Source organism: Arthrobacter sp. MDT2-16, from assembly GCF_054510925.1.
The window spans coordinates 932,609-943,948 of sequence record NZ_JBTNDP010000001.1 but is presented as its reverse complement, the minus strand read 5'-3'; the positions used below and the strand labels follow the sequence as shown (position 1 = coordinate 943,948).

The window sequence follows — 11,340 nt, the reverse complement described above, 5'->3', positions numbered from 1 at the left end:
TGCGCAAGGAAAAGATCGAACTCCTCGACGACACCACCACCGACGGCACCGACACCACGGGCCGCCGCCGTTAGGCAGAACGACCGCGGCAGGTCGGGCAGCTACGTGACCTGCAGGTAGCGCGCTGCACATGCAAGCGCCCCACTGCTGAATCAGTGTGAAAAGAAGTGGGAGGCACCCTGAGCGGGGGTGCCTGCCACTTCTTCCATGTCACGGGTCCATTGTTCTCAGGCGAATCCTCAGGCGGACAGCGGGCGGAGGCGCTCCTCGTTCACGGGGAAAGGAACCGTGTAGTAGAGCTGCGGTGCCGTCATATCGCCCCAGTCATCTTTCTTGACCCGGATTTCAGCGGGTGAGACTTCGGCAATGCGAACGCGCAACCAGTCACCGGTATCCAACCGCACCTCGTACCGGTGGGTGAGGTAGGTGAGCCCGAGCTCATCGAGAGTCTCTTCCGCGCTCAACCAGTCCACGACGCCGGTCCTGCCGCGTCCCAGCAAGTCGATAGCGACAAATCCCTCATCGACGGGCTTGATCCAGCCGACCCGCTCCCCGTCCTCCGCCCGTCGGTGTTCGATCCAGTCCGGTTCCATCGCTCGAAAGTAGCATCCCGCTCGAGCGAGCGATCACCGATGCCGAACCAGTGAGGGACCGCTCAGCGTACAGATCCCTCGTCAAGTGATCGGCGAGGGGCACCGCAGGCTCAGACACCGCCGGCCGGAGTTGTTGCGAGTTGTGGTGGTTGCGGTAGACATGTGGGAGCAGTCAGCGACACCGGAACCCGCGGATGCGGCTTCACGGGAGCGGTCTGCGGATACCGGGTCACTAACAGAAGAGGGATCGAGCGCCATGTCCGAAGAGGATCTTCATAGGATTGCCGTCGCCGCGGCGGATAAGGAAGCAGCTGCGTTCGAACTCGATCACGCGGACCTGACCCTGAAGGAAGCGGTGGTCGTCGCCCTGGAGCACGGCACACCCCCCGAGGTAATTGCTGAAGTCGCGGACCTCGAACCCGAGGAAGTCATCGGCCTCGTCCACGGTGTCGAGGAACCAGCTCTCCTGAGCCTGGGCGAACTGGACTCGGCAGAGGCCCAGGAACCAGCATCGATGACGCTGCCGTCCATCGTGCAGGACGTGAGCTAGGGCACGAACCACCTACCTTCGGTGGTTTCGAGCAGCTGTCGCCGGGGCGCCGATGGCACGCCTCCTACTCACCCGAGGTGACCGTTCCTGTGTCGGTGACGGCGGTGGGCGGATGCAGGCCCCCGCAGCTTCCCGTGCCACTGCACCCTCTGTCACTGACTCCAGGACGCTCATCGGGCGTCGGGACGACTTCGCATCACGATGCACACCAGAGGGGATTGTCAGCAACAGCTGACAACCCCCTCTGGTGTGTAGCTGACTGGTTACTTGGTGGTCATAGGGCCAAAGGTGGCGTCAATGTCCGCCATCTCCATGTCGGCCGTGGCCTGAATCAGCTGAAGCAGTTCCGGGTCCAGTCCGGGGGCGAATTCCTCCAGGCGTTCGGGCGCGATCTCTGAGGGCACGCCCACAGGGGCCTGCTCGGTGGCGTCGAGCGTCGTCCCATCGTTCGAGGGTGACAATCCCTGGTAGATCTTGCCGGCCTCCGACTGTCCCTTGAGGTCGAAGGTGTACTGCTTGCTCTGCAGCCCGAGGTCGAGGAGCTTCTTCACCTCGGGGAATTGCTCGGCGTTGGTCTTCGGGATCGGTAGCAGTGATTTCCAGTTCACGCCGAGGGTCTCGAGGGCCTTGGCGTAGCCGTTCTCGTGCGCCTGGTCGCGGACGATGAGGTAGGAGATGGTGGAGCGGGCGGTCTTGTTGTCCGTCATCTCGTACATGCGGCACTTCTGCAGCCGTCCGGTCGCTTCGAGCATGAGGTTGTAGAGGAGATCCAGCGGGAGGTTGCCCGAGTTGTAGACGTAACTGCCGCTCCATGGGTTACCCGCCGAGTCCACGGGCAGGGCACCCTGTGCGCCGACGAGGTAGTGGTGGATGTTGCTTTGCGACAGGGCTAGGTTCAGGGGGATTGCGCCACCGGCGCCGGGGGTGTCCAGCGGATCGTCGAGTTTTCCCTGGTAGCGGGGCGAACCGTCGAGGAGTCGGGAGATCGTGGTGCCGATCAGCTCGACATGGCTGATCTCCTCGGTGCCGATCCCCTGGATGAGGTCACGGTAGGGCTTGGCTGCCGCTCCACGGAAGTTCATGCTCTGGAACAGGTACTGCATCATGGTGCGCATCTCGCCGAACTGCCCGCCGAGGCCCTCCTGCAGGGCGTTGGCTGCGGCGGGATCGGGCTCGTCGGGGATGATTTCGTTGATGAGCTGCTGGACGTGGAAGAACATGGGACCTCCTGGTAGGGGCGGGCAAGGAAAGCCGCCTTACCTTCACCCTTCACCGCCTGGACCAACACCACAAGGGTGCAGTACCCGGTTGCGGAGGATACGAGACGGACATTCGGGTGTATCCCGAGGCGTCCGAGGTATCAAGGAGGTGATCGACCCAGGTTCCGTGGTGACTGTCCTGGTGGGGGACCGGCTCGCGAACAGCCAGACTAGCGGCCTTGCCCGATCTGTGATCGACGGTGGGTTGTCTACCAGAGCCTTGTCATCGATCGTGTGTAGATGATGCAGTGAAGCGATGCATCGGATCCTGCTCCGCGAAGTAGTCATCGACGCTCCGGACGAGGTGTTCGCCAGGACTCGGGACTTCTGGGGTGCGGCGCTGCTCGCGGAGCCGAGACAGGTCGCGGAGCATCCGGAATTCACCGGGCTCGTTGGCCCCGCTGCGATGTCCTGGGTCGGGCTTCAGAATGTGGGTGGCGCAGCAGCCCGGTTGCACCTAGATATCGAAACCGACGATGTGGATGCCGAGGTGCAACGCCTGGTCACGCTGGGTGCGGCAATTGTCGGTGAGGGGCGAGCGTGGGTGGTACTGAAGGATCCCGCCGGGCTGCTTTTCTGCGTCGTCCCTCACGAGTCCCCCTGGTTCGAAGAGCGCGCCCGCGTCATCCCGTAGGAAGCCCCGGGTCAGCGATGGGACCAACACCTCGCAGAGTTCTGTGCTTCGGTCCTCGTCGCACTTCCCGGCCCTTCGGACATCTCCCTTCGCCCAGAGGCGAGTGGCACGTGGGCCGACATCGTCCTGCACGGGATGACCAGCCGCGCGCGGTCCTGCCCGCCGGCGATCAGGATCGGGGGCGGGGACTAAACTGGACACGCCGGAGTCCGCCCGGCCGCACCCCAGGAAGGCCCTCCATGGCTGCTGCATCGCCCGCCCCGGCCGCCGGCCGCGATACCGCCGACCTCCTGGTGTGGAGACCCTTTCTGGTCCGTGCCGCGGTGAGCGCCGTGTTCGGGCTGGTGACGATCTTCTGGCGAGAGCCCTCCACCCTCGTGATGTCCGTCGCGGGCGGTCTCTACCTCCTGCTGGTTGGCGCCGCCTACCTCTGGGCGCACCGCATGACCCACTGGGGTTCCCAGGGGAGGCTGCTCACCGACATCGGCGGCGGTCTGCTCCTCGGAGCGGGTATCGCGAGTTTCGTGTTCGTCGACGATCGCAGCTTCGCCTTCGCGGGCGCTGTGGCGCTGGTGGTGGCCGGCGCCGCCGAACTGGTCCGCGGGCTCGCGCTCCGCACTCATGCCGCGGCGCGGGACCTCGTCGTCGTCGGGGTGGTGGGCATGGTGACGGGCGGGATCCTCCCGTTCGTCGAGCAGCTCGGTGCGCACGCCCTGCTCGGCGTGACAGGTGGCGGGGCGCTGCTCACCGCCGTCGTGCTCGGCATCGCCGGGCTGAGTTACCGGCACGATTCAGCGCTCGGCGCATTGCCGGGATCCGGCGCCGCCGCCGAACCGGACCCCGTAAACTAAACCTCTACGCCTCGTAGAAATACCGCAGTACGGAAGGAGTGCCCATGGCCAGGCGCCAGCCGGGGAAACCCACGCAGGGACGATTCCGTCATGGCATCAAGGCGCCCCTCGTCTTCTCGGCCGTCCTGGCCGTGGTGGCCGGGGTTGCTACCTCGATCTTCGCCACAGGGGGCGGCGCCCAGGAGTTGCGCGTCGACCTGGGCCTCACGGCGGCCGGGATCGCCTTCATCGCCTCCCTCGTGATCTGCGCGATGCTCATGATGGCCGAGACCCCGAACCCCGAGCACCTCAGCGAGGGTTCCGGCGTACACCGCTCGTCGGCGAAGCCCGACCGGCGCACCGGCACCACGCAGCCGGCCCCCGAGCGCGACGATGAGCGCGACGACGAGCCGCGCTTCGGCGAGCGCCTGCCGAAGCAGGACACCTAGCACCGGCCCGGTGGTCCTGTTAGCCTCCCTCCATGGGGGAAGACATAGCAGGATTCATGAGGGACTTCGGCGCCATGGTGCGTCTCGTGCAGGAGGCGCAGCCGCGCTCGGCCCGAGGTAGGGAGCTCCTCGACACCCTCAGTGCGCACCTGGGTGCCGATGCGGGCGGTGTCGCGGTGGTCGTCGAGGAGGTGGCCGCCCACCGCTTCGTCGACGCCGACATCGTCCTCACCGACCTCGCGGGACAGGATGCGCGGCTCGTCGGGATCGGTGGAGGGGACCAGCGCCACCACTCGTCGCTCAGCGACATGCTCCAGCAGTCCGAGGTGTACGGGAACTACCCGCTCGCGCAGCCGGACTTCGCGAACCTGCCCGTCGGACCCGACCGGCAGCGCCAGGCCGTGGCCCTCGGGCTGCGGCTCTTCCAGCGCGACGGCGTGCCCCTCGCCGTCCTGCAGCGCAAGGCCGAACCCCGGTTCGGTCGCCAGACCGCCCTGCTCGAGGTCCTCTGCACGGACACGGCGGTCACGGCGGGCCTGCTCGCCGAGTTCCGTCAGCGCCTGCAGAGCGAGAGCGTCCTGAAGGGCCAGATCCTGTCCTTCAGCATGGAGGACTTCGGCCCGAGCAGTGCCGGCGTCACCTTCCACCACCGGCCGTCCATCACCGCGGACGACGTCGTCCTCCCCGAGGGGCTCCTGAACCGCGTCAGGGAGCACGCCCTCGGCATCGCCGCCCACCGGGATGCGCTCGTGGCGGCCGGCCAGCACCTCAAGCGGGGCATCCTGCTGTACGGCCCGCCGGGCACGGGCAAGACCCACACGGTCCGGTACCTGCTGAGCCAGAGCGAGGGCACGACGGCGATCCTGCTGGCCGGTGGGACCCTCGCGCACGTCGCGGAGGCGGCCCGTACTGCGCGCGCCCTGCAGCCGTCCATCGTGGTGCTCGAGGACTGCGACCTGATCGCGGAGGACCGCAGCTTCGGGCACGGCCCCCAGCCCCTGCTGTTCGAGGTGCTGGACGCCATGGACGGCCTGGATGCCGACGCCGACGTCACCTTCGTGCTGACCACCAATCGCGTCGACATGCTCGAACGGGCGCTCGCCCAGCGGCCCGGGCGCGTGGACCTCGCGGTGGAGGTGCCGTTGCCCGCCGAGCACGAACGCGCCGCCCTGCTGCGGCTGTATGCCGCCGACCTGCCGTTCAGTGCGGGGACGATCGGCGCGGCGGCGGGTCGGACCGAGGGCACGACGGCGTCCTTCGCGCGCGAGCTCGTGCGCCGTGCCGTCCTCGCGGCGGCGCTGCAGGGTGTGCCGGTCGCGGATGGGCACCTGCTCAGCGCGGTGGACGAGCTGATGGCGGACAGCGCATCGCTGACGAGGAGCCTGCTCGGCAGCAACCGTCAGGGACAGGACGACGGTATATCCGCCGTGCCGGGCGGCGGGGGATGGGCGCCCGGGGCGACGACGTACTCCCGGAGCTATTCGCCGGCCTACGGGTCCTCCCTCGCGATCTCCTTCGACGGCCCGGGGCAGCCGGGGTTCGCCGACGGCGGCTACTCGGAGGACGGCTTCCCGGAGGACGGCGTGGAGAGCATCGGCGTCGAGGGCGCCGGGCCGGACGGGCACGGCTTCCCGGGTCCCGGGGACGACAGCGGGCACTAGTGCCCGCCGGGGGAGGAGCCGCACGACCCGGGTGGGCTTCGGCGACGGGCGGAGCACGGCTCAGGCGGTCCGCGCCTTCCGTGCCCGATAGGCCTTCACATGGGTGCGGTTCCCGCAGTTCCCGGTGTCACAGAACCGCTTGGAGCGATTGCGGCTGAGGTCCAGCACCACGCCGTCGCAGTCCTCGGCGGCGCAGGACCGCAGGCGGTCGAGCTCGTGCCCGCGGATGACGTCGGCGAGGGCCATCGCGGCCTCCGTGGCCATGCGTTCCTCGAGCGGCGCCTCGGGAGCCGTGGCGTGGAGGTGCCAGTCCCACTCGTCGTGGCGGACCAGTTGGGGGAGGGCGTTGGCGCGGCGCAGGATCGCGTTGACGAGGGCGACGGCGTCGTCCTCCTCCGCGAACCAGATCACCTCCAGCTCGGTCCGCAGGGCGCGCACCGATCGCAGTTCCGCCTCGGTGTGCGTCCGGGACCCGGAAAAGCGCTGCTCCTCGAGGAAACGGTCCAGTCCGTCGAGGGTGTCCAGCGGATCGGTGTCCTCCCTGCCGGTGTTGATGAGCGCGGCCGCAGAGGCGAGCGCCACCTCCGTGTCATAAGTGAAAGACATGTTGACTCCTGACAACGCCGACGCCTAGTGTCATGACCATAGTCACCTTTAGCCCGTGACATCAACTCGACCCGAAGGGAGCGGACGTGACCCTGCGCCCCGCCGCCGGCCTCTGGATAGCCCTCATCTCCGCTGCGGCGTTCGGCGTCTCCGGCCCCTTCGCGAAGTCGCTCCTCGAGATCGGCTGGAGCCCCGGCGCCGCCGTCGGTCTCCGTATCGGAGGCGCCGCGGTCGTGCTCCTCGTCCCGGTCCTGATCGCCCTGCGCGGCCGCTGGTCCACGATGCGGGGCAACGCGCTGACCATCATCATCTACGGCACCACGGCGATCGCCCTGTGCCAGCTGTTCTACTTCAATGCCGTGCAGCGCATGTCCGTCGGCGTCTCTCTGCTCCTCGAGTACCTGGCGCCCGTGCTGATCGTGGGATTGCTCTGGCTGCGCTCCCGGAAGGCGCCGAACCTGCTGACCATGATCGGGTCGGTCACCGCGATCCTCGGGCTCCTGCTCGTCCTCGACCTCACGGGCGACGCCCGGCTGGACCCGGTCGGCGTGCTCTTCGGCCTCGGCGCGGCCGTCTGCCTCGTGGTCTTCTTCCTCATGTCCGCGAAGGTGGACGAGTCCCTGCCGCCACTGGTTATGGCGGGTGGCGGGACGGTGGTCGGAGCGGTCACCATCCTGCTGCTCGGTGTCACGAACATCATGCCGTTCCGCTTCGTGTTCTCGGACGTGCAGCTGGCGGGGCGCACGTTCAGCTGGCTCGTCCCCGTGGCCGTCCTCGTCCTCGTGGCGACGGTGGCCGCCTATGTGACGGGCATCGTCGCGGCGCAGCGCCTGGGCTCCAAGGTGGCGAGCTTCGTCGCGCTGACCGAGGTCATGTTCGCGGTACTCGCTGCCTGGCTGATCCTCGCCGAGCTGCCCGGTGCGGTGCAGTTGCTCGGCGGCCTCCTGATCGTCGTCGGTGTGGTGTGCGTGCGGCTCGACGAGCTCCGCTCCGCGCCCGACGGCGGCGAGCCGGCCGCGCTCGACCTGCCCAGTCCGGTGGAGCCGCTGCCGCGACCGTGAGCAGTCGGGCCGCATAGCGGACTCCGGCACGCAGCATCTTGACCTGCTGCCCGGCGTCCCCTGTTATTGCTTCATGCCTTTCGGGGACCACCTCCGGGACCACCTGGACGGGCTCGTGGGCACCTGTCGGTCCGAGGGCCGGACCGTCGACGCTACGGCACGAGATCGGATTCCCATGTCACCTGTACGGCGTTTCGATCATGTAGGCATCACGGTCGCCGATCTCACCGCGGTGACGGCGTTCTTCGTCGGATTGGGCCTCGAGGTCGAGGGAGGGCCCCTGGTCGTCGAGGGCGAGTTCCTGGACACGGTCATCGGGATGCCCGGCTCCCGCACGGAGATCGTCATGCTGTGTGCGCCCGACGGCGGCACCACGGTGGAGCTCTCGAGTTTCGCGAGGCCCGACCACAGGCCCGGGTCGCCCGGGGCGATGGCCAATGAGCTGGGCCTGCGCAACGTGGCCTTCGAGGTGGACGACCTCCAGGGGGAGGTCGACCGGCTGACCGGGGAGGGGTACGGGCTGGTCGGCGGCATCGGCCAGTACGAGGGGATCTGGCGGATGGCGTACGTGCGGGGCCCTGAGGGCATCATCGTGTCCCTGGCCGAGCGGATCGGCTGACGTCCGCCCGTGGTGGCGGGCCTGACGGCGGCATCGGTGGCTCCCACCCGAGCCGGCGACGACGCAGGAGTCGTGTCGACAGGGTCGATGATTCTGCACCTGTCCATCCGTCTTAAGAGGTGCACCACCAATCCACGTGGAGAAGGGAAGCAGCACATGGGACGGATCAGCGTTATGGAGAGCATCACCCTGGACGGTGTCATGCAGGGCCCCGGCCGGCCGGACGAGGACACGCGCGGCGCGTTCACGCACGGCGGGTGGGGGGTCGGATACCAGGACCACGTGTCCATGGAGTTCATGGGCGAGGGGATGGCCGGAGGGGGAGTGATGCTGTTCGGCCGGCGGACCTACGAGGACCTGCTCGCCTACTGGACGGCCACCACCGAATCGAACCCGTTCACCGACCACCTCACGCACGTGCAGAAGTACGTGGTGTCCCGCTCGTCCTCCACGGATCTCGGGTATCCGAACTCGGTCCTACTCAGTGGCGACGCGCCCCGGACGGTCCGCCGGCTGAAGGAGGACGCCGACGGCGACATCACCGTCCTGGGGAGCGGGGAGCTCGTCCGCGCCCTGCATGCGGCCGGCCTCGTGGACGAATACATCCTCCAGGTCCACCCCATCGTGCTCGGATCCGGGGCCCAGCTGTTCGGGCGTTCGGACCGCTCGGACCTGATGCTCGAGCGGTCCGTCACCACGACCACCGGGGTGATCATCGCGCACTACGCCGTGGCTCCGCACCACCCGGACCCGGAGGAGGATGCGGGGCGTCGGACGGGCGACCGTCTACCGGCCGAAGCTGCGCAGCCTCAGTGAGTTGGCGACGACGAGCACCGAGCTCGCCGCCATCGCCGCCCCGGCCAGCATCGGGTTGAGCAGCCCGAAGGCCGCGACGGGGATGCCCACGGCGTTGTAGAAGAACGCCCAGAAGAGGTTGCCCTTGATGGTGCTGAGCGTGCGGCGCGAGAGTTCGATCGCCTGGGCCACCTGAGCCAGGCTGTTGCCCATCACCGTGAGATCCGCCGCCTCGATGGCGACGTCCGTGCCGGAGCCCATCGCGATGCCCAGGTCCGCCTGGGCCAGGGCCGCTGCGTCGTTGACGCCATCGCCTGCCATGGCCACGGTGGCTCCCGCGGCCTGGAGTTCGCGGACGGCGTCCACCTTGCCCTCGGGTGTGACTCCTGCGCGCACGTCCGCGGGGTCGATCCCGACGGCGGCGGCCACCTGCAGGGCGACGGCACGGTTGTCGCCCGTGAGCAGCACGGGGCGCAGGCCGAGGCGGCGCAGGCGGTCGATGGCGTCCGCCGAACCGTCCTTGACGGTGTCGGACAGGGTGATGAAACCGGCGACGGCGTCCCCGACCGCCACCCACACGGCGGTTCTCCCCGTGGCCTCGGCCGCACCGAACGCCGCCGTTTCGGCGTCGGTCGGGTGGATGCCGTTCCGGGCGAGCCAGGCGGCCCGTCCGGCGGTGACGGTGACGCCGTCGACCTCCCCGCGCACGCCGCCTCCCGGGGCGCTCGAGAAGTTGCCCGCTTCCGGCAGCCGGCCGTGTCCGGCGGCGTGCCGTGCGATGGCCTGCGCGATCGGGTGCTCGCTCGCCGCTTCGACGGCGCCCGCGAGGCGCAGTACCTGGGCCGTGGAGACGGCACCGGAGCCGGACGGCGCAGGGGCACCGGATGCGTCGGGAGTGCCCGGCAGGACGACGACGTCGTCGACGGCCATGGTGCCGGTGGTGACCGTGCCCGTCTTGTCCAGCACGATGGTGTCCACCGTCCGGGTGTCCTCGAGGACCTGGGGTCCGCGGATGAGGATGCCCAGCTGGGCGCCGCGCCCGGTGCCGGTCAGCAGTGCCGTCGGCGTCGCAAGACCCAGGGCGCAGGGGCAGGCGATGACCAGCACGGTCACGGACGCGGTGAACGCGGCGTCGAGGTCGCCGGTGAGGACGAGCCACAGGACGAACGTGAGGACCGCCAGGGCGAGGACCACGGGGACGAAGACGGCACTGATGCGGTCGGCGAGCCGGGCGATGCGCGCCTTGCCGCTCTGCGCCTGGCTGACCAGGCGGCCCATGGAGGAGAGCACGGTGTCGGCGCCGACGCGCGTCGCCCGCACCACGAGCCGGCCGGAGGCGTTGATGGTCGCGCCCGTGACGGCGTCGCCCGGGCCCACCTCCACGGGGATGCTCTCGCCGGTGAGGAGGGCGGCGTCGACGGCGCTGTGGCCGTCCAGGACGACGCCGTCGGTCGCGATCTTCTCGCCGGGCCGCACCACGAACTCGTCGCCGGGGATCATCACGTCCACGGGCAGGGTGACCTCCGTGCGCTCGCCGTCGACGTCGCGCAGCACGTGGGCCTCCTTGGCGCCGAGGCTCAGGAGCGACTTCAGCGCATTCCCGGCCCGCTGCTTGGCGGAGGCCTCGAGGAAGCGTCCGAGCAGCAGGAACGTCACGACGACGGCAGCCACCTCGAAATAGAGCGAGGGGGCATCCATCGCCATGCCCTCTCCGCCGCCGTGCTCGGTCAGTGTGGGATCGCCCACCAACTGCCAGGCCGAGAACAGGAACGCCGCGGTGACGCCGATCGAGACGAGCGTGTCCATCGTGGAGGACAGGTGGCGCGCATTGACGGCCGCCGCGCGGTGGAACGGCCAGGCGGACCAGGTCACCACGGGCAGGGCAAGGGCGAACACCACCCAGCCCCAGTTCGCGAACTGCAGGGCGGGCACCATGGAGATCAGCAGCACCGGGACGGACAGGACGGCGGCGAGGACCAGTCGGGCTGCGAGGAGCGACGGCGCGACGTCGTGGTCATGGTCGTGCCCGGGCCGATCGGGGTGCACCACGTGTGCGCCGTACCCCGTGGCCACGACGGTGTCGATCAGGTCCTGGTCGCTGACGGTCCCAGGGACCCGGACGACGGCGCTCTCCAGCGGCAGGTTGACACTCGCCTCGACGCCGTCGAGCTTGCCGAGCTTCCGCTCGACGCGGCCCACGCACGAGGCGCACGTCATGCCCTGGATGGCGAGTTCGACGACGCGCTGCTCCTGCCCGGCGCCCGGGATCTGCTGGGTGGTCAT

12 protein-coding genes are annotated in these 11,340 nt (G+C 69.0%); 8 read left to right on the top strand and 4 right to left on the bottom strand.

What is annotated here, in order from left to right:
- Window positions 1-239: 239 nt before the first annotated feature.
- The gene (locus ACX80N_RS04565) at window positions 240-593 is read right to left on the bottom strand and encodes a hypothetical protein (protein WP_459338451.1); all 354 of its coding nucleotides are present in this window, start codon (window positions 591-593) and stop codon (window positions 240-242) included.
- A gap of 256 nt (window positions 594-849) precedes the next feature.
- On the opposite strand from ACX80N_RS04565, the gene ACX80N_RS04560 reads away from it, so the two are divergent.
- Window positions 850-1,143, top strand: coding sequence for a hypothetical protein (locus ACX80N_RS04560; RefSeq protein WP_459338450.1), 294 nt, complete (start codon window positions 850-852; stop codon window positions 1,141-1,143).
- 263 nt (window positions 1,144-1,406) lie between these two features.
- Here the strand turns inward: ACX80N_RS04560 and ACX80N_RS04555 are convergent, their stop codons facing one another.
- A complete protein-coding gene (locus ACX80N_RS04555; RefSeq protein ID WP_105032044.1) occupies window positions 1,407-2,363 on the bottom strand; it encodes a manganese catalase family protein in 957 nt (318 codons plus the stop codon).
- A 295-nt stretch (window positions 2,364-2,658) separates the two neighbouring features.
- Between ACX80N_RS04555 and ACX80N_RS04550 the strand changes: the two genes are divergently transcribed.
- The 4 genes from ACX80N_RS04550 (at window position 2,659) to ACX80N_RS04535 (ending at window position 5,976) form a co-directional block, all read left to right on the top strand.
- Entirely contained in the window at window positions 2,659-3,036 is a 378-nt protein-coding gene (locus ACX80N_RS04550) for a VOC family protein (RefSeq protein ID WP_105032043.1), read from the top strand.
- A gap of 239 nt (window positions 3,037-3,275) precedes the next feature.
- Window positions 3,276-3,887: a hypothetical protein gene (locus ACX80N_RS04545; protein ID WP_459338449.1), complete on the top strand. Its 612-nt coding sequence runs from the start codon at window positions 3,276-3,278 to the stop codon at window positions 3,885-3,887.
- Window positions 3,888-3,931: 44 nt separating this feature from the next.
- Window positions 3,932-4,315, top strand: coding sequence for a hypothetical protein (locus ACX80N_RS04540; RefSeq protein WP_105032041.1), 384 nt, complete (start codon window positions 3,932-3,934; stop codon window positions 4,313-4,315).
- A 32-nt stretch (window positions 4,316-4,347) separates the two neighbouring features.
- A complete protein-coding gene (locus tag ACX80N_RS04535; protein ID WP_459338448.1) occupies window positions 4,348-5,976 on the top strand; it encodes an AAA family ATPase in 1,629 nt (542 codons plus the stop codon).
- Window positions 5,977-6,036: 60 nt separating this feature from the next.
- Here the strand turns inward: ACX80N_RS04535 and ACX80N_RS04530 are convergent, their stop codons facing one another.
- Window positions 6,037-6,582, bottom strand: a complete 546-nt coding sequence (locus ACX80N_RS04530; protein ID WP_459338447.1) for a CGNR zinc finger domain-containing protein — start codon at window positions 6,580-6,582, stop codon at window positions 6,037-6,039.
- An 86-nt stretch (window positions 6,583-6,668) separates the two neighbouring features.
- Between ACX80N_RS04530 and ACX80N_RS04525 the strand changes: the two genes are divergently transcribed.
- The 3 genes from ACX80N_RS04525 to ACX80N_RS04515 all read left to right on the top strand — a co-directional run bounded on the left by ACX80N_RS04525 (window position 6,669) and on the right by ACX80N_RS04515 (window position 9,078).
- On the top strand, window positions 6,669-7,643 hold the full coding sequence (locus tag ACX80N_RS04525) for an EamA family transporter (protein ID WP_459338446.1): 975 nt from the start codon (window positions 6,669-6,671) through the stop codon (window positions 7,641-7,643).
- 175 nt (window positions 7,644-7,818) lie between these two features.
- The gene (locus ACX80N_RS04520) at window positions 7,819-8,262 is read left to right on the top strand and encodes a VOC family protein (protein ID WP_459338445.1); all 444 of its coding nucleotides are present in this window, start codon (window positions 7,819-7,821) and stop codon (window positions 8,260-8,262) included.
- A 174-nt stretch (window positions 8,263-8,436) separates the two neighbouring features.
- A complete protein-coding gene (locus ACX80N_RS04515) occupies window positions 8,437-9,078 on the top strand; it encodes a dihydrofolate reductase family protein (protein WP_459338444.1) in 642 nt (213 codons plus the stop codon).
- Here the strand turns inward: ACX80N_RS04515 and ACX80N_RS04510 are convergent.
- The gene (locus ACX80N_RS04510; protein WP_459338443.1) at window positions 9,049-11,340 is read right to left on the bottom strand and encodes a heavy metal translocating P-type ATPase; all 2,292 of its coding nucleotides are present in this window, start codon (window positions 11,338-11,340) and stop codon (window positions 9,049-9,051) included. The genes ACX80N_RS04515 and ACX80N_RS04510 overlap by 30 nt on opposite strands.

Excerpts from the sequence above, each read along its gene's own strand:
- ACX80N_RS04545 (WP_459338449.1), top strand. The coding sequence starts at position 3,276 with ATGGCTGCTGCATCGCCCGCCCCGGCCGCCGGCCGCGATACCGCCGAC.
- ACX80N_RS04530 (WP_459338447.1), bottom strand. The coding sequence starts at position 6,582 with ATGTCTTTCACTTATGACACGGAGGTGGCGCTCGCCTCTGCGGCCGCG.
- ACX80N_RS04515 (WP_459338444.1), top strand. The coding sequence starts at position 8,437 with ATGGAGAGCATCACCCTGGACGGTGTCATGCAGGGCCCCGGCCGGCCG.
- ACX80N_RS04550 (WP_105032043.1), top strand. The coding sequence starts at position 2,659 with ATGCATCGGATCCTGCTCCGCGAAGTAGTCATCGACGCTCCGGACGAG.
- ACX80N_RS04535 (WP_459338448.1), top strand. The coding sequence starts at position 4,348 with ATGGGGGAAGACATAGCAGGATTCATGAGGGACTTCGGCGCCATGGTG.
- ACX80N_RS04540 (WP_105032041.1), top strand. The coding sequence starts at position 3,932 with ATGGCCAGGCGCCAGCCGGGGAAACCCACGCAGGGACGATTCCGTCAT.
- ACX80N_RS04520 (WP_459338445.1), top strand. The coding sequence starts at position 7,819 with ATGTCACCTGTACGGCGTTTCGATCATGTAGGCATCACGGTCGCCGAT.
- ACX80N_RS04560 (WP_459338450.1), top strand. The coding sequence starts at position 850 with ATGTCCGAAGAGGATCTTCATAGGATTGCCGTCGCCGCGGCGGATAAG.
- ACX80N_RS04510 (WP_459338443.1), bottom strand. The coding sequence starts at position 11,340 with ATGACCACCCAGCAGATCCCGGGCGCCGGGCAGGAGCAGCGCGTCGTC.
- ACX80N_RS04565 (WP_459338451.1), bottom strand. The coding sequence starts at position 593 with ATGGAACCGGACTGGATCGAACACCGACGGGCGGAGGACGGGGAGCGG.
- ACX80N_RS04555 (WP_105032044.1), bottom strand. The coding sequence starts at position 2,363 with ATGTTCTTCCACGTCCAGCAGCTCATCAACGAAATCATCCCCGACGAG.